Origin of the sequence: Thermogemmata fonticola (assembly GCF_013694095.1) — a bacterium.
Classification (GTDB): domain Bacteria; phylum Planctomycetota; class Planctomycetia; order Gemmatales; family Gemmataceae; genus Thermogemmata; species Thermogemmata fonticola.
The window spans coordinates 19,949-43,691 of sequence record NZ_JACEFB010000012.1 but is presented as its reverse complement, the minus strand read 5'-3'; the positions used below and the strand labels follow the sequence as shown (position 1 = coordinate 43,691).

22 protein-coding genes are annotated in these 23,743 nt (G+C 60.4%); 18 read left to right on the top strand and 4 right to left on the bottom strand.

Features of this window, described 5'->3' with window-relative positions:
• Positions 1–58: 58 nt before the first annotated feature.
• Positions 59–322: a hypothetical protein gene (locus H0921_RS13910; RefSeq protein WP_228499731.1), complete on the top strand. Its 264-nt coding sequence runs from the start codon at positions 59–61 to the stop codon at positions 320–322.
• A gap of 50 nt (positions 323–372) precedes the next feature.
• On the opposite strand, the gene H0921_RS13905 is transcribed toward H0921_RS13910, so the two are convergent.
• The 4 genes from H0921_RS13905 to pfp all read right to left on the bottom strand — a co-directional run bounded on the left by H0921_RS13905 (position 373) and on the right by pfp (position 4,994).
• Positions 373–1,341: a P-loop NTPase family protein gene (locus H0921_RS13905; protein WP_194539121.1), complete on the bottom strand. Its 969-nt coding sequence runs from the start codon at positions 1,339–1,341 to the stop codon at positions 373–375.
• A 37-nt stretch (positions 1,342–1,378) separates the two neighbouring features.
• Positions 1,379–2,374, bottom strand: a complete 996-nt coding sequence (locus tag H0921_RS13900) for an ExeA family protein (protein WP_194539120.1) — start codon at positions 2,372–2,374, stop codon at positions 1,379–1,381.
• A gap of 424 nt (positions 2,375–2,798) precedes the next feature.
• The gene (locus H0921_RS13895) at positions 2,799–3,263 is read right to left on the bottom strand and encodes a DUF2784 domain-containing protein (protein ID WP_194539119.1); all 465 of its coding nucleotides are present in this window, start codon (positions 3,261–3,263) and stop codon (positions 2,799–2,801) included.
• Between the two features lie 450 nt (positions 3,264–3,713).
• A complete protein-coding gene (pfp, locus tag H0921_RS13890) occupies positions 3,714–4,994 on the bottom strand; it encodes a diphosphate--fructose-6-phosphate 1-phosphotransferase (protein ID WP_194539118.1) in 1,281 nt (426 codons plus the stop codon).
• Between the two features lie 609 nt (positions 4,995–5,603).
• Here pfp and groL (H0921_RS13885) point away from each other — a divergent pair.
• The 17 genes from groL (H0921_RS13885) to H0921_RS13805 all read left to right on the top strand — a co-directional run bounded on the left by groL (H0921_RS13885) (position 5,604) and on the right by H0921_RS13805 (position 23,681).
• Positions 5,604–7,277 carry a chaperonin GroEL gene (gene groL, locus H0921_RS13885; RefSeq protein ID WP_194539117.1) on the top strand — a complete coding sequence of 558 codons (1,674 nt, stop codon included), beginning with the start codon at positions 5,604–5,606 and terminating at the stop codon, positions 7,275–7,277.
• 129 nt (positions 7,278–7,406) lie between these two features.
• On the top strand, positions 7,407–7,721 hold the full coding sequence (gene groES, locus H0921_RS13880; RefSeq protein WP_194539116.1) for a co-chaperone GroES: 315 nt from the start codon (positions 7,407–7,409) through the stop codon (positions 7,719–7,721).
• A 122-nt stretch (positions 7,722–7,843) separates the two neighbouring features.
• Positions 7,844–9,490, top strand: a complete 1,647-nt coding sequence (groL, locus tag H0921_RS13875; RefSeq protein WP_194539115.1) for a chaperonin GroEL — start codon at positions 7,844–7,846, stop codon at positions 9,488–9,490.
• 221 nt (positions 9,491–9,711) lie between these two features.
• Entirely contained in the window at positions 9,712–10,848 is a 1,137-nt protein-coding gene (gene dnaJ / locus H0921_RS13870) for a molecular chaperone DnaJ (protein ID WP_194539114.1), read from the top strand.
• A 132-nt stretch (positions 10,849–10,980) separates the two neighbouring features.
• Positions 10,981–11,610, top strand: a complete 630-nt coding sequence (locus H0921_RS13865; protein WP_194539113.1) for a nucleotide exchange factor GrpE — start codon at positions 10,981–10,983, stop codon at positions 11,608–11,610.
• A 222-nt stretch (positions 11,611–11,832) separates the two neighbouring features.
• Positions 11,833–12,156, top strand: a complete 324-nt coding sequence (locus tag H0921_RS13860; protein ID WP_194539112.1) for an FmdB family zinc ribbon protein — start codon at positions 11,833–11,835, stop codon at positions 12,154–12,156.
• Positions 12,157–12,350: 194 nt separating this feature from the next.
• Positions 12,351–12,545 carry a DNA gyrase inhibitor YacG gene (locus tag H0921_RS13855; protein ID WP_194539111.1) on the top strand — a complete coding sequence of 65 codons (195 nt, stop codon included), beginning with the start codon at positions 12,351–12,353 and terminating at the stop codon, positions 12,543–12,545.
• Between the two features lie 535 nt (positions 12,546–13,080).
• A complete protein-coding gene (locus H0921_RS13850) occupies positions 13,081–13,674 on the top strand; it encodes an NYN domain-containing protein (protein ID WP_194539110.1) in 594 nt (197 codons plus the stop codon).
• A 165-nt stretch (positions 13,675–13,839) separates the two neighbouring features.
• Complete coding sequence (locus H0921_RS13845; protein ID WP_194539109.1) at positions 13,840–14,364, top strand: MaoC family dehydratase; 525 nt, start codon at positions 13,840–13,842, stop codon at positions 14,362–14,364.
• Between the two features lie 71 nt (positions 14,365–14,435).
• On the top strand, positions 14,436–16,019 hold the full coding sequence (locus H0921_RS13840; RefSeq protein WP_194539108.1) for a glutamate--tRNA ligase: 1,584 nt from the start codon (positions 14,436–14,438) through the stop codon (positions 16,017–16,019).
• Positions 16,020–16,129: 110 nt separating this feature from the next.
• Positions 16,130–17,131: an adenosine kinase gene (locus H0921_RS13835; RefSeq protein WP_194539107.1), complete on the top strand. Its 1,002-nt coding sequence runs from the start codon at positions 16,130–16,132 to the stop codon at positions 17,129–17,131.
• A gap of 224 nt (positions 17,132–17,355) precedes the next feature.
• Entirely contained in the window at positions 17,356–17,880 is a 525-nt protein-coding gene (locus tag H0921_RS13830; RefSeq protein ID WP_228499728.1) for a nucleotide pyrophosphohydrolase, read from the top strand.
• Positions 17,881–18,567: 687 nt separating this feature from the next.
• On the top strand, positions 18,568–19,956 hold the full coding sequence (locus H0921_RS13825) for a DUF11 domain-containing protein (RefSeq protein ID WP_194539106.1): 1,389 nt from the start codon (positions 18,568–18,570) through the stop codon (positions 19,954–19,956).
• A gap of 493 nt (positions 19,957–20,449) precedes the next feature.
• Positions 20,450–21,007: a ribosomal protein S18-alanine N-acetyltransferase gene (gene rimI / locus H0921_RS13820; RefSeq protein ID WP_194539105.1), complete on the top strand. Its 558-nt coding sequence runs from the start codon at positions 20,450–20,452 to the stop codon at positions 21,005–21,007.
• Positions 21,008–21,116: 109 nt separating this feature from the next.
• Positions 21,117–22,181 carry a hypothetical protein gene (locus tag H0921_RS13815; RefSeq protein WP_194539104.1) on the top strand — a complete coding sequence of 355 codons (1,065 nt, stop codon included), beginning with the start codon at positions 21,117–21,119 and terminating at the stop codon, positions 22,179–22,181.
• 70 nt (positions 22,182–22,251) lie between these two features.
• Positions 22,252–22,926 carry a (d)CMP kinase gene (cmk, locus tag H0921_RS13810; protein WP_194539103.1) on the top strand — a complete coding sequence of 225 codons (675 nt, stop codon included), beginning with the start codon at positions 22,252–22,254 and terminating at the stop codon, positions 22,924–22,926.
• A complete protein-coding gene (locus tag H0921_RS13805; protein WP_194539102.1) occupies positions 22,923–23,681 on the top strand; it encodes a lysophospholipid acyltransferase family protein in 759 nt (252 codons plus the stop codon). The genes cmk and H0921_RS13805 overlap by 4 nt, the downstream gene beginning before the upstream one ends.
• Positions 23,682–23,743 lie beyond the last annotated feature (62 nt).

Genomic DNA, 23,743 nt, shown 5'->3' with positions numbered 1-23,743 from the left:
CGGGTCTGGCTCTAATCCCTCAAGATTCCGAGTGAGTCGCCGCACCGGAGAAGAACCGATGAGCCTGGAAGATTATACCCCCTACCAGCAACGGATCATCAAGCGTTACTACCGCCATCGGGGTCAGATCGCTTGGCAACGGCTGGCGGAACTGGTCAGCGAGCTGTATCTAGCTGAAGGAAAACGGCGGGACCGGCTCTGGGAGGATGTGGCCGCTCATCTCCGCGCTCTGGAGGTGCCCGAAGCGCGCATTACCCACATTCTCCAGCAGAAAGACCCGCAAATCTTAGCCCGGCTGGTGAAAGAGCGCCTCCAAGGATGAGAGGGGAACGCCGCGCGACCGAGACTCAATCGGCGAGCCACGGCGTCAGTTCAAGCTAAACGAGTGGCAATTGCCCCACGGGCCTGCCCTCCCAGTCGACGCACCTGGACCCGCAGATCGGAAACCGCAGCTCCAAAGACATCGGCGTCGCGCGCCACGACGTAAAGAGAATCCGCTCCGGCACAGAGTGCGTCGCGCTGAGGGTTCTCGCCCCACACTCCTCCATCGACGAGCACCCAATCGTACCACTGGCGCAATTGGGACAGTACCAGCGGCAAAGACCGGCCCACTGCTTCGGGTGGGACTGGTGAAGCCTCACCTGCGCTGAGAACGTGCAACCGTTCGATCCCGGTAGGCTGGAGTGCCAGCGTCAAAGGACACTGACCCACAAGCACATCCGACAAACCAGGAGCGGACGGCATACCCAAGCGAGCGGCGACAGCGGGCCGCTCCCCATGAGCATCCACCACGACAATCCGCCCCCGTTGGCGGGCCGCCTGAATGGCCAGGTTCAAGATGACGGTTGTAGTTCCCGCTTCCGACGCAGGCGCGACAAAATGTAGTAGATGGCTGGCATTGCCCCGACACTGCTGGACAATCGCTTCCCAAACTTCTTTGTACTCGGTGCTGATAGGATGTTGCGGCTGATGAAAGACAACCAAAGAAGCATCCGGCTCGGACGGTTGAGGGGCGTCGCTCTGGCGAGCCGCGGGAAAATCGTGGAATCGCACGGAGAGATACAGCGGTGGTGAGGCATCGGCCAATCGGGGGTAAGGCCGGGTCTGAGGAGTTGGACCGGTCCGGGAAAACCCAGCCGCACCGCTGCCGCGGGAAGTCGAGGCGACTGAACCGGCTGAAGATGCGACCACGGTGCCGACCGGACCTTCCGGTCCGCCTATTTCGATGTACGGCACCTCTTCCGGGCTGTTCTCCCATACCCCGTCGTCGGGCGCCATCGAAACGGCAGGCACAGGAGCGGCAGCATCCGTTCCAGTCATAGCGTTGTAAAGCCGGCTCATCCCTGGCCCTCGCTGTGATAGTAGAACCCCGCGGCCCTCATGCTGCTTCTACCTCCGGTACGCCGCCAGGTGCTGTTACTTCCTTCGTCTGAACCAGGGACGAGACTTGATCTTTGCTGGCTGCCCGCCGCTCGCATCGAGAACCATCCCCCGATGGAAGGCCCGGCGGCACGGCGGCTATTCCCTCCCCCACCTCTTCCTCCTGCTCCCGTTGCTGAGTCAACTTCGCTTCCCCAGATTCCTCGGCTATCTTCGGCGATAAACCCAGTTGCTGGATGGCTTCCCAAACCGCCTCACCATCCACACAGGAAGCTTCATCCACCTGGGCCAAGCGCTCGGCCTCCAGCGACAATTGCACCAAACGGTGGGCATTCCCCTGGCAAACACGTGCGATCCATGCCAGCGCCTCCTCCTCGATCGGCAGCGACGCCTGTTGCCAATGCCAACGCAGGAAGGTCAGCGACTCTTCTTCACTCCACGCTTCCAGACGGCAATGGAGGCCCACGCGTGCGGCAAAGGACTGCAAGGCTGGTTGGCGCAGCTTGGCGAGAAGTCCGCATTGCCCCGCCAATACCGGGATCACCACCGCACCTTGAAAGCTACCGAAACTGGTCAACAGCCGCATCTCTTCGATCGCTTCTTCCCCCAAATGCTGGGCTTCATCCACGATCAGCGACACCGGCATCTTGGCAGAAACTAATACCTCCCAGACGGCCAGGCGCAATTCCTGCGGGGAACGTCCCTGATAAGGAAGGCCGAGATCGAAGAGGATCGCCTGGTACAATTCGGCGGCGGTCTCGGCCCGGCCATGGGGAATGAGCCAAAGCGTTGCTGCGGGAGGCAGGTCTGCCAGGAGGAGCCGCAACAGCATGGTTTTGCCCACACCGCTGGGACCCGTGATGACCACGCTTTCCCGCCGTTGCCAAGCCCGCCGGCACATCTGACGCGCCGCCTCCAGAGCAGGCAGAGGGCAATAGCGCTTTCCCTCCAACGCAAAACCGGCCCCCGACAACGCTATGCCTGACTCCCTCACACTAACCCTCCTTTGGCCCTCCAACCTCGCCCTCTAGAACAGCCCGGTCGACGATCTTCACATCAGCCTTTGACAGTTCCACGGGCGGAAGTTTTGCAGCTCTAAGGGCAGTTTTTCCATGCGCAAACACCCAGTTTTCGCCTCCAGTCGCGCCAGAACTCCCCCCGCGATCCAAGGAACAGCCCGGCTGCGATGATACCCATGCCCCTTGTCATCATCGACGAGTCTGCTGTCTTCATCGACCCGACCGGAGGAGTCACTTGACAGGATCGGTTACCTTGGGATGGAAAGGGCGCTACCGGCAGAGGATTGGCCAGCGGTCGAGGGAGGCTTTCGCGGAACTCTACCTAAAGAGTGGAGGATTCAAGCCCTGCACTCCACAAGCAGTCGCCAACACGATGCGATACAAAATTTCCTAACCACTTCAGGCTGGTAGCGACAATGTGTGTGCAGTTGGAGAGACTGGCGGAGGCATTCGTCTGATGCGAAACATCCGCGGCGGATACATAATGATTCCCTGAAGGACTACTACAAGCATCGAGATATAGAGCGTGGTGAAAAAGATGTCTGGCAAACCTTCGTAAAACAGGAGGTCGTGGAAGAGGCGGCCTAGGAAAGTTTGACCGCTGTCAAAGGGCTGGCCGGCCAACTCGCGCAGTTGCTCCTCCCACACCGTCAACGGACAGCGGATTCCCATGATCGCTTCGTAAGCCACAATCGCAATGGCCAGTAAATGGGTCAGGCGGAACCATGGATTGCGCGCCCACTGCCAGCGGAACGGGGCAGCGATCACAATCAGAACCTGCCCAACAACCACATACGCAACATAGGCCAGATGTAGAGCCACTACCACATCTGCCAACAAACCATAATATACAGATTCACTCATGATACAGTTCCACCAGCAATATGTAGATCGATTCCCGGAATAGGTCTTACAGTCGGACCAGCGATCTCTGTCACGCCGCCAGGGATCCGGATCACGGTGAGTGCACAATGGGAAGTATCTCAATAGGTAGGATGGAGAAAAGCGGGAACTATTCCCCAAAAAGCAGCATCAGCCGGCTATCTCAAGTTTCATTTCAAACACCCAGTATCACAGCCGCCGGCCCATCCATGCAGGCAGTAGAGGCAAGCATGCCCAGAATTATCCCGCAAGGAAAGTGGAACAGCGTCTCAGTGAGATGCCCGAACTCATGACGCGGGATCTCCGGGTATGACCTGTTTCCGAGGCAGAGGGTTTGTACCGAAGGGGAAAGAGGGCGGGGGAAGGCCGGTTGGCCTCCGACGTGATCAAGTCATCGCGGGGCTAGCGCGGCTCATCCGCAGGCAGCAGCCGTCAGTGCACCAGGTAGCCGAAGCGCTCTGTGAATTGAGACGGGGTCATTTTGACCACGGCGGCGAGCTTTTCCAGGCGTGCGGGATCGTCGAAATCGCTCTTTTCCAAGCGGATCATATAGCGGCGGGCCACCTCGTAAGTTTCGCTGTGAATGTCCACGAGTCGCGGGCGCATTTTCCGGGTCGCCGGATCGATCATTTCCTCAAAGGGCCGGGGAACCATGCTGCCGCCTACGAAGGTGATGACCACACCGTGGCGTTCGGCCTGCGGCGAGAGAAGAAACTTGACGGCCCCGTAGCCAAGATTGCGGGTGTACTCTGCATCGAAGGGAATGGGATCGGCGCAACGCAACTCATACCCCAGGTCCTTGTCGATCATGTCAAATTTCAAACCGAGTGCCTTGAGGCGGTCGGCCAAAAAGGTGCGAACCAGTCGGCCAAATTCGATCTCGCCCAGCCGCAAGTGCCCGAAGGCATCCACCTCGATATTGCCGAACTTGCCGGGATTTTGGCTCAGGATTTCCTTGAGGCGTTCCTCGCCGATGCTTTCCATCAGTCCCTCCGCCAGGACCGCCAGGCCGTAACCCTTCCCCTGAGCCTTGCGCTTGATCATCGAACCGATGATGATGTCGCAGATCAGCTCCAGCGTGACCGTGCGATTCTGGAACTCCTCGGCGATGATGGTCACCGTCGCCGCCGAGGCTTTGCCGATGCCCAGGGCCAGATGACCGGCAGCGCGCCCCATGCTGACCACAATGTACCAGCGGTTGGTGGTTTTGGCGTCCTCATGCAGGTTACGCGCGAGTTGAGCGCCGTAATGCCGGGCCGTCTCAAAACCAAAGGTGGGAATACCAGGAGGCAAAGGCAGGTCGTTGTCAATCGTTTTGGGTACGTGAGCTACCCGGATTTCTCCGCGGGCATGTTGATACACCTGACTGCCGCTGAAAGCTGTGTCATCCCCGCCAATCGTCACCAGATACTGGATCCCCAAGCGCCTCAACCCCTCCAGGACATTGGCCATGTGCTGCGGGTCTTTCGTCGGGTTGGTCCGGCTGGTGCCGAGAAGGCTTCCCCCCTTCTGGTAAAAGGGGGCAACATCCGGGATTGTCAAAGTGCGAACCTGGGTGAGATCGCCGTTGACCAAATGCTTGAATCCATCGCGAATGCCGATCACCTCCAATCCTTGATTGATAGCTTCGATGGTCACGGAACTGATGACGCCATTGATGCCGGGAGCCGGTCCTCCTCCAACGACAATGCCCAACTTACCACGCTCTGCCATAGGGACAATTCCTCAAAGGTTCACAAACAGATTTCGATGGTCTGGAGCACTGCGATGTCTCGCCGCACCCAGACTCGCGGTATAGCATCGGAAGCGGCCCTCTCAGATTCAAGGGGGGAGAGTTTCTGGACCCCGGAGAATAAGGTTCGGTTTCCGGTTGACCCAGCGGAAAGAACGAATAATCCGAGTAACATTCTGGCAACATTTCGATCCGGTTTCCTCAGCCTCTCCTCGACCCAGCGGCATTCTTCCTTCCTCTCCATCCACCATTCAAGTTGCGACCTGAAAAACTGTTTTGAGAGACAGAGAAGGGATTCCTTACCTCCATCCCCAAAAGTTGACCAATGATCCTCCATCGAAAAAGGGGACCAATGATCCGCTACAGGGCTGCCAGAATCGGCGGGGAGCGGACCGGACGATACTGCCAGAATGGCACCAAGGGCGGGGAAACACGAGCGGGAATGAGTCATAAGTCTTTACGGAATCGTGACTAATGAACGATCGGTTAAGAGGCACAGGAATTGCATCTGCAAGTTGTGCATCGATGGGATATTGCCCAGACGATCGTTCATCCGAGGCATCCAACGACTCGATCAGGGAACACGACCCATGGCATCGAAACAACTGACTTACGCAGACGAGGCGCGCCAGAAGTTGCTCAGCGGGGCGAGCAAACTGGCACGGGCGGTCCGTTGCACGTTAGGTCCTCGCGGTCGTAATGCGGTCATCGATAAAGGCTGGGGGGCCCCGAACGTGACCAAAGACGGTGTGACGGTGGCCGAAGCCATCGACCTGCTGGACCCCTTCGAGAACATGGGCGCGCAACTGGTCAAGGAAGCCGCTAGCAAGACCAGCGATGTCGCCGGGGATGGTACGACCACCGCCACGGTCCTGGCCGAGTACATCTTCCGCGAGGGACTGAAAGCCGTGGCTGCCGGGCACGACCCGATGGCCTTGGTCCGCGGCATTCAGAAGGGAGTCAGCCTGGTCGTCGAAGAATTGCAAAAGCTGGCCGAACCTGTTGATCCCAAGGATACCAAGGCTCTCACCGAGGTCGCCACCATCGCTGCCAACAACGATAAGGAAATCGGCCAGAAACTAGCGGAAGCCCTCAAAAAGGTGGGAGCTAAAGACGGCGTGGTCACCATCGAAGAGGGCAAGGCGGCGGAAACCGTCGTCAACGTCGTCCAAGGTATGCAGTTCGACCGGGGCTATCTCTCGCCGCACTTCGTCACCAATCAGGAAGAAGTCGTCTGTGAATTCGAGAACCCCTACATCCTCATCTACGAGGACAAGATTTCCAATGTGAAGTCGCTCATTCCCCTGTTGGAGTGGGCCGCCAAGCAAAAGGACCCCTTGCTCATCATTGCAGAAGATGTGGAAGGGGAAGCCCTTGCAACTCTAGTGTACAACAAGCTCAAGGGCGTACTCCGGGTCTGCGCCGTCAAGGCTCCCGGCTATGGGGATCGCCGCAAGGCCATGTTGGAAGATATCGCCATCCTCACCGGCGGTAAGGCCATCTTCAAGGACCTAGGCATCCAACTGGAGAGCGTCAAGCAAACGCCCAAGGGACCGGTACCGACAGTGGTAGACTACCTGGGCCGGGCCAAGAAGGTCCGGATCGATGCCGAGAACACCACGATCACCGAGGGGAAAGGCGATCCTGCCGCTATCGAGGGCCGAGCGGAGCAGATCCGCAAGGAGATCGAAAAGACGGAAAGCGAATACGATCGGGAAAAGCTTCAGGAACGGCTGGCGAAACTGGCGGGTGGTATCGCTGTCGTGAAAGTCGGCGCTCCCACCGAGACGGCCATGAAAGAACGCAAGGCCCTCTACGAGGATGCCCTGCATGCCACGCGAGCCGCTCTGGCGGAAGGGATCGTCCCGGGTGGCGGTGTCGCCCTGCTCAATGCCCGCAAAGTCCTCGAAAAAGCTCGGAAGAATCACGACAATCCAGAGGAAGCCCAAGGACTGAGCGTGCTCTACGATGCCCTGGCGATGCCCACCCGCCTCATCGCAGAAAATGCCGGGTATGATGGCACCGTCGTGGTCAATAACATCCTCAAGCAGAAGGACAAGAACTACGGCTTCAACGCCGACACGGAACAGTACGAGGACCTACGCAAGGCCGGGGTGATCGACCCTCTCAAAGTCACCCGCAGCGCCCTGCAGAACGGTGCCAGTGTCGCCTGCCTGCTCCTGACTACCGAATGCATGATCGCGGACATTCCGGAACCCAAGAAGGCGGGCGGACAAGACGACCATCACCACCACGACTTCTAAACCCTATGCCAACCTCGACACCTCCTGGACTATCCCCAAAAAGCGTCCAGAGGTTCACCAGAAATAATGATGAGGTTTACGAGGAGACAAGCATAGACTGACTACATTTATCCTTACGGGAGAACACACATGGCGAAAAAAGAAACTGCGAACATCACCCTGCGTCCTCTGGATGATCGCATTGTTGTGGAGCCGCTTGAGGCCGAAGAGAAGACCCCCGGCGGTATCCTGCTGCCGGATACCGCTAAGCAAAAGCCGCAGCAGGGCAAAGTCATCGCCGTCGGGCCGGGACGGCAAACCGACGACGGCAAGCGGCTGCCCCTGAATGTAGCCGTGGGCGACATCGTCCTGTTCGGCAAATACAGCGGTTCCGATGTCGAGGTCAACGGCAAGGAACTGAAAATCCTCCGCGAAAGCGATATTCTGGCCAAGCTCGAAAAGTGAACGGCCGCGAATCTAGGAGGATTGCCTGCTTACCTGGCCTTGTATCTGCATGAGGCGTTGCATCTGCATAAGTCTGGAATCGAATACGATAGAAACATCACCGCAAAGGGGAGATATCAAGTATGGCGAAGCAACTGCTTTATACCGACGAGGCCCGTAAGAAACTGTTGGCGGGCGCTGAGAAACTCGCCAAGGCTGTCGGTTCCACCTTAGGACCGACCGGGCGTAACGTGATCATCGAAAAATCCTTCGGCGGTCCAGCAGTCACCAAGGACGGCGTCACCGTTTCCAAGGAAATTGACCTGCCGGATCCGTTCGAGAACATGGGGGCCAAGCTGGTCAATGCCGTGGCTCAGAAGACCAGCGATGTGGCCGGGGATGGAACCACCACCGCCACGGTCCTGGCCTTGGCGATCTACCAGGAAGGCCTGCGCAGTGTCAGCGCCGGGGCCAACCCGATGAGCATCAAGCGCGGTATCGACAAAGCCGTCGCCAAGGCCGTCGAGTACATGGAAAACAACCTCACGAAAAAGCTCACCAAAAAGGAGGAAATGGAGCAAGTGGCTACCATTTCCGCCAACAACGATCCCCGGATCGGCAAACTGATGGCCGACGCCTTCGAGAAGGTGGGCAAGGACGGCGTCATCACCGTGGAAGAAGGAAAGACATCGGAAACGACGCTGGAATTTGTCGATGGCATGCAGTTTGACAAGGGATACATCTCCCCCTACTTCGCGGTCAACACCCAGGACCTGAAGTGGGAACAGGAAAATGTCTTCGTCCTGCTCCATGAGAAGAAGCTCTCCAGTGTGCGGGAATTGCTGCCCATCTTGGAGAAAGTCGCCCAAGCCCGTCGGCCCTTGTTGATCGTGGCGGAAGATGTGGAAAGCGAAGCCCTGGCGATGCTCGTGGTCAACCGCCTCAAGGGCCTCTTGGAGGTGTGCGCCGTCAAGGCCCCCGGCTTCGGCGATCGCCGCAAGGCCATGATGGAAGACATCGCGGTCTTGACCGGAGGCGTCTTCCTCAGTGAGGATCGCGGCATCAAGCTAGAGAATGCAACCTTGGACATGCTGGGCACCGCCGACCGTGTGGTCGTGGACAAGGAAAGCACCACCATCATCTGCGACAAGTCGGTGGACAAGAAGCGCCAGGAGGCGATCAAGGCCCGGGTGGATATGATCCGCAAGCAAATGGAGCAAACCGAAAGCGAATACGACAAGGAAAAGTTCTCGGAGCGGCTGGCCAAACTCGTGGGGGGCGTCGCTATCATCAAGGTTGGAGCGGCCACCGAAGCGGAGATGAAGCAAACCAAGGGGCGGGTCGAAGATGCCCTGCATGCCACACGCGCCGCCGTGGCTGAGGGGATCGTGCCGGGAGGTGGTGTGGCCCTGCTCCGCTGCATCCCTGTGGTGGAAGAGCTAGCCGCCAAACTCAAGGGTGACGAACAAACCGGAGCTGAGATCGTCGCACGGGCCTTGGCCAAACCGCTCCGCCAAATCGCCGAAAACTGCGGCAAGGATGGCGCGGTCATCGCCGATGAAGTCCGCATCCGCGGCGAGAAAAACCCCAACATCGGCTACGACGCGAATACCGATGAATTCGTGGACATGTTCAAAGCGGGGATCGTCGATCCTCTGCGCGTGACCCGCAATGCCCTGCAAAACGCCGCCTCCATCGCGGGGCTGATGCTGACCACGGAAGTGGCCATCACCAAGATCGAAGAGGAAGACGACAAGAAGAAGGCTCCCGTGGCTGGAGCTGTCGCCTGAGCAAGACCCACTCCCGCAGGCCAAAATGCCTATTCCCCGCGGAGTCGGTCCACTCAGCGGTCCAGCCTTCCGACTGCGACCCTCTTCTTCTTGCCCGTCTACCTTGACCTTGACACAGTCCAAAGAGAATGGCCGTACAATAAAGTCGGCTTGCCTCTTTGGACTGTTGTTCTTTCCGCCCCCATACCGAGACTGGAAACGCCTTTGGCGGTGGATCGACTATGCCCAAGCGTTGCTACTACGAGGTTCTGGGTGTTCCCCGAACCGCCACGGAAGCCGAAATCACCAAAGCCTATCGTGCCTTGGCGAAAAAGTACCATCCGGATCAGAATCCGGGCGATGACTCGGTGCTGGAAAAGTATCACGAGGTGTCAGAGGCTTACGAAGTCCTCAAGGACCCGGAAAAGCGGGCTATTTATGATCGGTATGGTCATGAAGGCTTGGCCAACGGCGGGATGCCTCCGGAGGGGAGTATCCACATTGACCTGTCGGAGGTTTTCGATGATCTGATCGGCGGCCTATTCGGCGGGCGCCGGCGGGGTGGACGGGGCGGGCAGCGCCGTGGGGCAGACATCGAGGAAGTGCTCGACCTGGAGTTGCTGGAAGCCGCCACGGGAGTCTCCCGCACCCTGACCGTGCGTTATGAGGCAAATTGCCGCACTTGTGGAGGGACGGGGGCACGTCCGGGCACCCAGCCCGTGGTCTGCCGCCGCTGCCGGGGAAGCGGCACGGAATACATCAGCGGCGGTTTCTTCGCTCTGCCGCAGCGCTGCCGGGCCTGTGCCGGGGCAGGTTACACCATTGCCCATCCCTGCACGGACTGCCGGGGTCGAGGGCGCGTCGAAGCCCGCGAGACGGTCACCGTGACCATTCCTCCGGGAGTGGACACCCGCACGCGCCTGACCTTGCGCGGCCACGGCCACGAAGGAACCCCCGGTGCCCCCCGCGGCGACCTACACCTGATCCTCCGTGTCCGGGAACACAAAGTCTTCGAGCGGGACGGCCACAACTTGATCTGCCAGTGTCCCATCTCCTTCGCGCGGGCCGCCTTGGGAGGAACGGTCGAATTGACCACCCTGACAGGAGAAAAGGTGACCCTCCAGGTCCCCCGTGGTACGCAAACCCATACGGTCCTGCGGATTCCCGGCCACGGCATGCCCGATCTGGACAATCCCCGCCGTCGAGGCGACCTGCTGGTCGTCCTCGTCGTCGAGACGCCCACCCAACTCACCCCGGAACAGGAGCAACTCTTCCGCCGATTGGCAGAACTGGAAGGAAATGCCCCACCAGCAGCACCCCGCAAAGGCATCCTCGGAAAATTGAAGGATCTGATCACCGGCGAACACCCTCCAACGTAGTGAACACCGGGGCGAAACATCCCCAAGGATTCTCTCATGATGCATCGCCACGGCTCCAATACTTGAGCAACTGCCATTGCGGAACTCAAATAGACAGATGATTTTCCGGAATAACCCTGAGGAATCTCGACCATGGCGGAGGACCGGATGACCCCTACCCCAGAAAGTGCCGTGACGGATCGAAGCGATTCTACCCCTGCTGCGAATGACACGCCGACCGACACCGGTGAGGTGGAGCGCTTGCGGCAATTGCTTGCGGAAACGGAACAGAAGCTGGCCAGCGTCGAAGCGGAATTGCACAACTTCAAGCTCCGCTTGGCCGACGTGGAAAATTACCGTAAGCGCCTACTCCGGAATGTAGAAGAAGAGAAAAAATACGCGATTGAACCGCTGGTGCGGGACTTGCTCGGTGCCTTTGACAACCTGGAACGAGCCATCGAGGCTGCAAAAACTGCAGGGGACAACGGCCCTCTGGCAGTCGGCGTCGGTGCGACAGCCGCCCAGATTTTGGACATTCTCCGCCGCCACGGTGTCACGCGGATCGACTGTGCCCCCGGTACGCCGTTTGATCCGAACATCCACCAGGCCGTGGCCCAACAGCCGAGCCAAACGGTGGCGCCGGGACATGTGTTGCAAATCCTCCATCATGGTTTCCGCCTCCACGATCGGGTCCTGCGACCCACCGCCGTTGTCGTGGCTACTGCACCGGAGGCCCCACCCGCTGAACCGGCTTCCCACCAGGGCAATCCCTCGGCTTCTTGACTTGCCACGACGACCAAGCTCTGACGTTGCCCGGCGATAACTGCGCGTCGGAGCGTAGCACGGGAACCAACACCCTCCGAGCAGCATCGGGAAAATCCAAGCTTACGAGCAGCCTTCCAAGTATACGTGTATCAGGGGGTGAAAAGCGAAAGAAGAGTGAGAAGCCAATAACTCAGACCGACGGAAGTCGATGTTCCAAGTCCGAAAGGAGCGAGTGTTACCATGCCCACTTACGAATACGCCTGTGGCGCGTGTGATCATCGCTTTGAGCAGTGGCAGTCGTTTTCGGCGGCGGCCTTGACCGATTGCCCCCGCTGCGGCCAACCTCGTTTGGTTCGCCTCTTCGGCAGCGGCGGAGCTATCATCTTCAAAGGAAGCGGTTTTTACGAAACCGACTATCGCCGCCCTCAGTCCCAACGGCAAGCGGATAAAAATCGGAAACAGCAGGACTCGACTGCCCCTTCGGCTAGTTCCAGCTCGGCCTCGCCCCCAGGAAACAATGCCGATTCCCCCTCCTCGGAGCCAGGCACCTCGCGGCAGGCATAATACATCGGACACCACTCCATCCCCTCGGAGATGGAAATCTATAAACCGGATCATTGGGACGGGATTGGGTCACGAAAACCAGTAATCTGTTGAAATCGGGAAGAGCAGGCGGCACCGTAGAGGAGCAAAAGATGGACAGTCACCAGGAGGCAGGAAATCGGGGAAATTCTCGAAGTCGGAGCTGGCCTGGGCCGATGAAACCTATGCGGTGCCCGATCTGTGACACACCCATGCCCGGCAACTGGCAAGACTATCCGGATTACCCGTTCTGTTCCAAACGCTGCCGGACAATTGACCTGGGGCGCTGGTTGAACGAGGAGTACCGGATTGTCGAGGCCGCCCCCGAGGAGGATCGCCCACCCTTGCCCCCGCCCGACGAGCAGGAGTAGGGCCTCCTCCACCCAGCCGGCCGCCCTCCCCGGCCGTTCAGTATAGATTCCACGACCCATTCCACCCCCGGGAATGGGTCGTGCCTTTGCTGTTATCGCCGCAGCACCGACGAAATCTCCTCTGCCAAACCCAGCTTCTCCCGGAACAGTACGGCTGGACAAACCAGATCCCTCCCAACTTTCCCCGCCGCCGGAACAAATCCCCGAAACCTGCTCCCGTTCTAAACCCAAAGTAAGCCCTCTCTCGTGGGGAGAGGCAAACAGAATCTCCCTTTCCGAAAGCCCCCTTTCCGAAAGAAGCAGCCAGCCGGACACTGCCCCCAGCCGCTTTAGATTGCTCGGATGGGAGTGAGCAAGTCATTGGATTGTGTCGGGAAAGTAAAATATCTGCGTAAGACCCTTATGCGTGCAGCGAATAACTGGGTGGAGGGGAACACGGTTCCCAGAACGGAAGGCTAGAAGCAGCGATGGACAGGATAGAAGTGTTGTCCGCACCAACCATTCCAGACCCCAGGCCGCCGGGGAGAAACCAGCCATGCTCTGGATCATCGACGGATACAACCTGATGCATGCATGGTCGCCCTTGCCGCATCCCCAAACCCATCCGACGGCGAGTCGGTCCCAAAAGGCATTTCAGCGGCACCGGCAGAAGTTTCTGGATTGGTTGGGAACGCATCGCGCACGCTGCCATCCGAAGGATGAGGTGGAAGTTGTTTTCGATGCCTACAACGCTCCCCAGCCGACTCACCCGGAGGTGTATTTCGGCTTGCAGGTCCATTATTCCTACAGGACCCATGCGGATCACTGGATCGAAGAACGGCTGCGTTCCCTGCAAGGCCGTCAAGCCGTGACAGTCGTGTCCGACGATCACGGGGTGCAGCACATGGCGAATCGACGCGGCATTGCTTGGATGGAATGCAGCGATTTTCTGGAACGCTGGAGCCGCGAAACCCCGCCCGCCGGCTCACCGCCTGTCCAGCCCAGTGCAAGCGCCCCGCCTGAGGAAGACAAGGAAAAGGCCACGCTGTCCGCCGCCGAGCTTGAGGGTCTATTGCAGGCTTTTCAGCAACGTCCTGTTTCACGTTTCCGGCGCCGTCCTCTTCCCCGCCGCCCTTTCCGCCGACAGTGACGGCAAGCTGTCCATACCGAGTAACGAATCTAGCGGCAGGTATTCTTCCCCCAATCGGCTAAATCAGCGCCGTCCACCTTGTTTCTCGACTCATGGTCCGATAGAGTGCCAGTGGACCAGGTGTTGGTCCCTCTGTTTTTTCCCGCCTCGATTAGGACTTCGTCTATGGGCTTTTCCTCGATCCATCTGTATTTCGATGACCTGGAGATTGGCCAGGAGTGGATTTCCAGCGGCCGGACGATCACGGAGGCGGACATCGTCAATTTTGCCGGCTTCAGTGGCGACTTCAATCCTATCCATGTAGATCATGAATTTGCCAAGACGACACCCTTCCGCCGGCCGATCGCTCATGGATTTGCAGTGTTTTCCATCGGCAGCGGCTTAGGTGTGATGACCCCGCCCCTGCGGACAATTGCCTTGTTGCGCGTGATCAATTGGAATTTCCTCTTACCCGTCTTCGCCGGCGATACCATTCGCATCAAAAGCCGAGTGCTGGAGAAGACGTTGCGCGGGCGCGGCCGGCGCGGAGAGGTAGTTTGGTATCGGGGCTTGATTAACCAAGACAATAAGATCGTGCAGGAAGGCCAGATCGTGCTCTTGGTGGAAGCCCGACCGCCGGCTCAGGGGGATGAACGGCGCTTGGCTGTTCCCGACGCCGCTTTGATCAGCCCCAACGGCACGATGGAATAAAGCCAGGATCAGGCCGGTTGGCTGCCGGCATCCTTGGACCGCAGACCCGCAGAAGCTGCAAATCGACTCCCATGACTGTGCGCACTCGCTTTGCTCCTAGCCCGACCGGATATTTGCATATCGGGGGTGTCCGCACCGCCCTGTTTAACTGGCTGTTCGCCCGGCGCCACGGCGGCCAGTTCATCCTTCGGATCGATGACACCGATACCGCCCGCAATCGCGCGGAAGCTGTGAAACCCATCCTGGATGGGTTCGCCTGGTTGGGACTGACATGGGATGAAGGACCGACTCCCGACGGCAGCGGTGCAAGCTTCGGCCCCCATGCCCCGTATTTCCAAAGCCAGCGCCAGGACAAATATCGAGCTGCCGCCATGCGTTTGCTGGAGCAAGGCAAAGCCTACCCTGATTACACGACCCCGGAAGAGCAGGAGCAGCGTCGGGAACTGGCCCAACGCTTGCGCCAGCCGTATGTCCACCGCGGCAGCCATCGGGATCACGATCCCGCAGACAATGTGCGGCTCTACCGGGAGCGCCCCGCCCCTCTGCTGCTGAAAGTCCCTCTGGGACGCATCGTCCGCTTTCACGATCATGTCCGGGGAACGGTGGAGGTCAGCACCGACACCATCCGCGATCCAGTTCTGCTGCGGGCACCCGATGAGCAGGGGCATTGCCGGGCGGTGTACGCCTTCGCCACAGTGGTGGATGACATCGATTTTCGCATCACTCATGTCATCCGGGCCGAGGAGCACCTGACCAACACGCCGGTCCAGATTCTCATTTACGAAGCCCTCGGAGCCACGCCGCCGGAATTCGCCCACATCCCTCTTGTCAACTACAAGGGGGAGAAGATGAGCAAGCGCAAACTCCCGCCTTTGACTGCCGATGAGATCGCCCGGCTCAAGGCCTGCGGCTGGACCGAAGAGGAACTGCGAAGACGGGATGATCTGAATATCGCCACGGTCGCCTACTACCGGGAGCTGGGATACCTTCCCGCTGCCCTCATCAACTATCTGGTGCGCCTCGGTTGGTCGCTCGATGACAGTAGCGAATACATCCCGTTGGAAGTGGCCTTGCAGCATTTCAGCTTGGAACGCGTGACCAAGGCTCCAGCCAACTTCGACGAAAAGAAATTGTACTGGCTGCAAGGCGAGTACATGAAGCGTGTGCCGGCGGCGGAAAAGGTCGAACGGGGCCTCCCCTATCTGCGCCGAGCGGGACTCGTGAGCGATCCCCTGCCGGAACATCAACGGCAGCGATTGCTCCAGATTGTGGAAGCCGCCGGAGAGCGGATCAAGCTGTTCTCCGACTTGGTGCAATTCGCCGCCCCGCTGCTCCGGCACGATCCGGCCTATGACCCCGCAGCCGTCGAGAAAGCCTTACGCCCCGCTACGGAACTCCTGCGATCCTTCCGGTCGGTTCTGGCCGCCGCCGAGCCGTTCGATGCCCCCACCCTGGAGAACGCCTTGCGTACCTTTGCTCCCGAAAAAGCCGCCCACAAAGCCTTGGTGGCCGCTACCCGTGTAGCGGTGACCGGCGTGACGGTCGGCTTCGGCCTCTACGAAACCTTAGCGATCCTTGGCAAGGAAGAAGTTCTCCGGCGGATCGATCTGGCCTTGACCCTCTGCGACAATCCAGCATTGGCCGGCAGGAGTTAAGCGACCTTGACGCCGCCCCTCCGAAGGGGAGCCACGGAACACCCCCTGCCACTGCCCAGGACCCTGGCTATTGTCCCCCACTTCGGATTCTATACGGGATGGTTTCATCGATGACGGCCACGAAAGTCTACGACGTCCTCGGCTTGGGGAATGCGCTGGTGGACATTCTGTTGGAGCTAAGCGAGGAAGAATTCGCGGCCTTACACTTCGAGAAGGGGACGATGCGTCTGGTCGAGGTGGAGGAGCAGCGGCGCCTGTTGCAAGCGTTCCATCATCGGGAACCGCGGCTGGTGTCGGGGGGCAGCGTGGCCAATTCGATCATTGCTCTGTCTCAATTAGGGGGACGTGCAGCGTTCACGGCGTGTGTGGGGGATGATCGTTACGGCCTGCATTACGTGGAAGAGTTCGCGGAGCTAGACATCGATTTTACTCATCCGCCGCTGGTCGGAGAGACTACCGGGACCTGCGTCAGCATCATCACGCCGGACGCGGAACGGACGATGCGCACCGCGCTGGGCGTGTCCAGCCATCTGTCCGATCGGCATGTGGATGAGGCCAAAGTCGCGGCCAGTCGCTGGCTCTTCATCGAAGGGTATGTGTTCGCCAATCCGAATAGCGGCCAGCACGCCATCCGCAAAGCTGTGTCGATCGCCCGCCAGAATGGAGTGCGTATTGCCATTACCTGCTCGGAGCAGTTCATCCCGCTGGCGTTCCGCGAGGCGTTTCATCAGGCCCTGGATCACGCCGATCTGCTCTTCTGCAACGCTCCGGAGGCCCTGGCGGTAGCCGGTCATGCACGCGATGCCGAGGAAGCCTTCGCCGCGCTGCGGGAGGTGGTTCCCAACTGCGTAGTCACGGATGGAGCCAACGGCGCTTATGTGCGTTATGGCGGCGAGGAAGGCCATGTTCCCGCCTTTCCCTGCGAACCCAAGGACCTCACCGGCGCGGGGGATATGTTCGCGGGGGCCTTCCTCTACGGAATCACCCACGGCGTGCCGCCTTTGCGGGCGGCCAGAGCGGCCAACTATCTGGCGATGAAAGTCATCACCCAAATCGGCGCACGCCTCCATCACGGCACGCGCCACTACTGGAACGAAGCTCTCGCCTCTTGACCGAATCCCGGCTCGCCATCTGTCTATGGTTTTTGCCCCGCTCCGCGCGACTCTCCCTTCGACTACTTCTCTCCTTGACCCTCTCCAAGCCCTTCGAGACGACCTCTCTCCTTGACCCTCTTCGAGTCAACCCTCCTCCTGACCCTCAAGGCGGCCTTTCTGGGGCGATTTTCCGCTTTGGCCTCAAGTCCACCCAGCGCACAAACGACCAGACCGAAGCGGAAATGACACAAGCGACTCTGGCGGATGGCAGCGGGGAAGGGATTGACAGGAATCCACACCAGGCTATAGGGGGCGCCACGTCGGGGGACTGCCACACGGGGGAAGCGGTGGCAGCGACGATCCGGAAAGCTGTGACGACGATCATGACCGACCTGCCGGGCGGAGACGCGAGCACGCCGATTGCAGTGCTCAAAGAAGCAATCTGCCACTTTGCGGCTGTGCGGGGCTGGGAACCATACCACACGCCCAAAAACCTTGCTCTAGCCCTGGCCAGTGAGGTCGGCGAATTATGTGCCTTGTTCCGCTGGCTGAGTCCCGAACAATCGCTCTCTGCTGCCCGCGATCCTCAGCAGCGGGAGGCTATCGCCGATGAGTTGGCGGATGTGGCCAACATTCTCCTGCTGTTGAGCGCCCACACCGGCATTGATCTGAGCGACGCTGTACGGGCCAAGCTAGAAAAAAACGCCCGGAAATACCCCCCTCCTCCAACGGGGGAAGAACGGGGAGCGGAATACCTCAATCCATAGGGGGAACCAACCGTGCTCAGACGCGGGGGAGTATGGATCGTGCTGTGCGGGATCATCGCTGGGCTGGCTTCGGTCAGTCGGAGCCAACCGCCGGCGTTACCACCTACCCTTGGCTCTGCCCCAGGATCGGCTCCAGGATTGCCGCCACCCCCACCCGTTGCCGGGGCAGGCCAGCCGCGCCCTGCGGACCTTCCCAAATCTCCTTCTGGACTCAAAACTCGGCTGACGCGACCGGTGGTAGCAGGTGCCGACGGCGTTCAGGTCTGGAATGGCCCTACGCCGCTCCCTGAGGCATCTTCACCTTCCCGCCCGCTCGTTCCTTCCTCGGTTTCTTCACCGACTGCCTCTCCAGAGCCGTTCCAAGGGACCGCAACGACACCAGCCGTGCCTTCTCCGGGACCGGAGGTACCCCCCGTGCCAGCTCCGTTGTCGCTTTCGCCGCTCGGCGTACATCCTTCAGTCCCATCACACACCGCCCCACCCACTCCCGCGGTTTCGGGCGCAACTGCTTCACCCCCGCCGCTTCCCGGAAGTGGGATACGTCCAGGAAGCGTTCCCTCGCCCGAGACAGGAAGCTCGCCGGCCCTGGCAGGTCCCTCCCCAATCTCCGAGACGAAGCCTCCTTCTTCTGCTTCACTCCCAGCATCCCGCGGGGAACCGGACGGACCTGCGGATGTCAGCCCTCATTTGCGGCTGGAGGTAACGACGCCGCCGCAGGTCGTGGCCGGCGTGGAATGCCGCTGCGAGGTCCGTTTGCGCAACGTCGGGACCAGCAGTGTGAACCAGGTGGTTTTGGAAGATGAGGTGCCCGAAGGGGCGAATTATGTCGGGAGTGAGCCGCCCGCGCAGGTGCAAGGGCGCAAACTCCGCTGGGAAATCGGCCCGCTGGAAGCGGGAAGCGAAAAGCATGTAATGATCCGGCTAGTACCGCTGCAGGAAGGGTCGTTGCGCTTGCGGCCCGTAGTGTCGCTAGCGGCCAATGCGGAGAAGGTTCTGCGGGTGACGCGGCCGCGTGTGCTGCTCCAACTGAGCGGCCCGCAGCAGTGCCGGGTCGGCGAGGAGATCACGTGGACTATTCAGCTCCACAACAGCGGCAGCGGACCCGCCCACAACCTGCTGGTGCAGGCTCAATTGTCCGAAGGGCTGCGCCACGCCCAAGGGGCCGTTATCGAAGCCCAGATTCCGGTGCTAGCTGCCGGGGAGAGCAAAACGTTGCCCCTGCGGGTGACAGCCGTTGCTCCAGGAATGCATCAGTGCCGGATTCTCGCCGTGGCGACGGCCCAAGGAGAAGTGACGACTCAAGCGGCGATCCGCATCGTCGAGCCTCGTTTGGAACTTCGCGTCCACGGCCCCTCCAAGTGCCTGGTCCGAACCGAAACGGTCTATGAGATCACCCTTTCCAATCCTGGTTCCGCGGAGACCGAACCGTTGGCACTTTACGTCCAACTGCCGCCATGGCTCGACTTCGTCCAAGCGGGGGAAGGGGGAACCTATCAGCCGGAGCAGCGTTGCGTCGTCTGGCAACTGCCGTCACTCGCGGCGGGAGCTTCGCGCAGCATCGGGATCAAGCTCCGGGCCACGGCGCCTGGTGAGGGGACTCTGCGCTGTCTGGCGCAAACGCTACCACCCGCCGTCCAGGGAGCCGCCGCTCCATTGCCTTCCTCCCGCCGGACGCTTCAGGCCAAAAGCGAGTTACCTGTGCGGGCCGAGGGAGTACCTGCCCTGCGCTTTGAAGTCTTCGATCTGGAGGACCCTGTGCTCGTGGGCCAGGAAGCTGTGTATGAAATCCGCTTGCTCAACCAGGGAACCAGCCCCTGCCAGCAGATTCAACTGACCGCCTTGCTGCCGGAAGGTGCTGAATACAAAGGTTCCAGCGGCCCCACGGCGATCCGCCAGGAAGAGAACCGCTTGATCTTCGCTCCTTTGGCCAACCTGCCGGTGCGCGGCGAAGCCATCTATCGCCTGCGGATTCGCGGCACCGTAGCCGGCGATGCCCGTCTGCGGGTCCAATTGAGTTACGATTCCATACGCGCACCAGTGATCAAGGAGGAAAGTACCCAGTTTATCCAGCCCTGACGCTTCGGACCGCACCATGAACCCCACAAACCACAGTAGCGGGCGATTGGAAGCCGCCATCCTCCCGGCGCAATCCGGTCCGCCGATAGCATCGAATCGAGGCTCTCGCCTCGGACCCAGACGACCGGCAAGCGGGTGTACGATCCTGGCCATCCCGATCGAGGGTGCTTCGCGTCGATACCAACACTTATGCCACGACTGGCCCGACTCGGAAATGCAGGGATTATTGCTAGAGGTGTTGGCAGCCCGGAAATCCCCCTCGACAAAGGCGTCACATTTGTTGCAGATTCGCCACAGGCGGGGGGAGGTATCTGCCGATGGGGGAAATGCCTGGGATAGTGCCGGCCCAGTCGCCCGGAGTGCCCGCCGGATAAGTCAGAATAAGTCCGTGTGATGACGGCGGAGGGGAAAGGCACGGAAAGCCGACGGACAAACGGAACCCTCGCCGGCACCTTGCCGCAGCGGGGATTCCCCAGGGGGAAGGAGACCGCTTATGAACAGTCGTTCGACGCGTCCACGCCAGCGGGAGGGAACCAACCCGGCACCGCCTGTGCATATCCGCTGGATGATCCGGCGGGACCTGAGCGACGTGCTCCGCACGGAAATGGCCAGCTTCGAATATGCCTGGTCGGAGGAAGATTTCCTCCGCTGCCTACGCCAGCGCCACTGCATCGGCATGGTGGCGGAACAAGGCGAGAGCATCGTTGGCTTCATGATCTACGAATTGCAGAAGAGCTGCCTGCACCTCCTCAATTTCGCCGTCCACCCCTCTGCACGCCGCACTGGCATCGGCACCCAAATGATCCAGCGCTTGATCCAGAAAATGGAGGCTCACCGCCGCCGCGCTATTACCTTGCTCGTCCGTGAACGCAATCTGACCGCCCAACTCTTTTTCCGCAAAATGGGTTTCCAGGCTGTCCGGCTCCTGCGCCATTACTATCCCGACACTGGCGAGGATGCTTACCAAATGGAATATCGTGCTCTTTCCACCGCTAACGACACCCCAGAGCTTTCGCTGAGCAACCGGATTAGTTCTTACGAGTCGGACTGACTTCGGTCTCAGAGGGAGAAGGAGGGGACTGAAGCAGGCGAGGTCCTTACCCAAACACTGCGGCCAGACGGGATAGTGTCCCGAAGTACCAAATTCGGAGGGGAGAGGCATGCGTCCTCGTCTCTTAGCGATCGGAGGAATCGGCAGTCTGCTCGGCTTGGTCTCGCTCGTGTGGGGCCAAGCCGTCCTCCCGGAAAGCTCTCCGCCCCTGTTGGCTGTTTCCCCGTCCGGGTCCCCGCCAGCATCGGTTTTGCCTCCGCCGCCTTCGGGTAGCGGGATTCCTCCTGGATTGCCGTCGTTGCCTCCGCCACCGCCGGATGGTGCTCCACCTTTGCCCCCTCCAGCACCGCTATGGCCACCGCCTGCCGCTGCCGTTGATTCCCGCTTGCTTCCGCCCCCGCCGTCATCTACTCTCAATTCAGAGGGCGCGGGTACGAACACTCCGGTGCCAACCCGCCCCTTGCCGGCTCCACCACCCCTCGTACCTCCGCCGGCTTCTCCGCTCACACCTGTGTCGCCGGGAGATTCTGCCATGATCCATGCCACCCCATCATCGTTGGCACGTGCCGCGGCATTCGGCGTTTGGCTCCTCGCTCTGCCAGATCCTGCCCCCGCCTCGGACGCCCCGCTACCGCCTCTGCCCATCGCCGTCTCCCAAACCCCCGGCAGTGACACCAGCAAAAATGGCAGCACTCCCGAACTTGCCGCCTTGAAAAAACAGCTTGATGAGACCAACTCCCGCCTCACCCAAATGCAGCAGCAGTTACAACAACTGAGCGACCTGCTTCGCGGACGCAGTGGAAGCGCGGAAACTCCAGCGACCCCTGGACTGCTCGAGGAAATCCGCCAACTCCGCAACAAATTGGCCGATGTGGAAGCCGAATTGAACAAACTCCGCTCCCAATACTCGGCCCTTTCTCCCACTCGCCCCGCCACGCCTTCCTTACCCTCGACCTCGCCTTGGGCTGGCAAAGGCTTGGTCCGTTTGGTTAACGACTTTTCCTCCGAGGTCACCCTCGTACTCAACGGCGTCACCTACCGCATCCCGCCCCGGCAAAGCGTCGATGTCAGCATTCCCGCGGGAGAGTTCTCCTATCAACTTCTCGAGGCAGGGGGCACCCTCGTCCGCAAACCGATCCGCGAACAGGAACTGGTAATCCTGCGCATTCATTGACCTCCACAATCTTCCCCATCGGTTGGCCACTCTCGCGCCGTTTTTCAGCCTCAGTGTGCAAGAGCCACCTATGGTCATCACCATTGATGGACCCGCGGCATCCGGCAAAGGAACCGCTGCTAAAGCCTTGGCCGCCCGTCTGGGTTTCGACTACCTCGACACGGGGGCCATGTATCGCGCGGTCGCCTGGGCAGCCCTGCAACGCGGGATTTCCTGTTCAGATGTCGAGGCTCTCCGCACCCTCCTGCCGCAGCTCCATTTGGAACTCACCCCGCAGGGCATCCTTCTCGACGGCCAGGACATCACCTCCCACTTACGCACGCCGGAAGTGGGTGAAGGGGCCAGCCTCGTAGCCGTTATTCCCGAAGTCCGTCGCTGGCTGGTCGAGTTGCAGCGCCGCCATGCCCAGGGACGCCACCTCGTCACCGAAGGCCGGGATCAAGGGACCGTCGTTTTCCCGGATGCAGACCTCAAATTCTTCCTCACAGCGGAATTGCCCACACGCGCGCGCCGCCGCTGGCTGGAACTCCAGCAGCGCGGCCTCGCCACCGACTACGAAACCGTTCTCCACGAACTCCAGCAGCGGGATACCCGCGACTCCACCCGCTCCGACAGCCCCTTGCGCCAGCCCCCCGATGCTATCCTCATCGACTCCACCCACCTGACCCCGCAGCAGGTCCTGGATATCATGGAATTACACGCCCGGCAACGACTCCCGATTCCCCCATCCCAGCGGCCATTATGAATCCGTCGCCGTTTCGCGCCTCCGTTCTCTCGGCCCATACCACGGACCTCCCTCCTGGATCCCCGCCGACCTTTTCCGGCCCGGCACCCACCGCCCAACTCCGCTGGCTGCCCCGCCTCTGGTACAACACCGCCTACTGGGCCATGTGGACCGCCTTCACCCTCGCCTACAGCTTCCGCCGCCGCGGCTGGCACCACCTCCCCCGCACGGGACCGGTCCTCATCATCGCCAATCACCAATCCATGCTTGATCCCATCCTCGTTGGCCTGGCCGCCCGCCGCTACCTCTCCTTCCTCGCTCGTCACACCCTCTTCCAGCAACCGCTTCTCGCACCCCTCATCCGTTCCCTCAACGCCATTCCCATCGACCGCTCCTTGGGCAAGGAAGGTATCCAAACCGTCCTGCACGCCCTGGAAGAGGGACATGCCGTCGTGATGTTCCCGGAAGGAGAACGTTCGCACACGGGCCAGGTTCAGCCTCTCAAGCCGGGGGTTTCGCTTTTGATCCGTCGCGTCCGTTGCCCGATTGTGCCGGTGGGTATTGCCGGAGCGTTTGCTGCCTGGAACCGCTTCCGCCGCTGGCCCCGCTTGGCTCCCCTCTTTGCACCACCGACCGATGCCACCCTTGCCGTCTCCGTCGGTCCGCCCCTCGACCCCTGCCGCTACCTCGACATGCCCCGCGCCGAAATGCTCGAAGAACTCCGCCAGGCCATCATCCAGCAGGTCGCCCTCGCCGAACGCCTCCGCAGGAAGTGAACCTCCGCTGGACTGTCCCCCTTGGACTGATCTTGTGTACTAATGTAAACATGAACCATAAA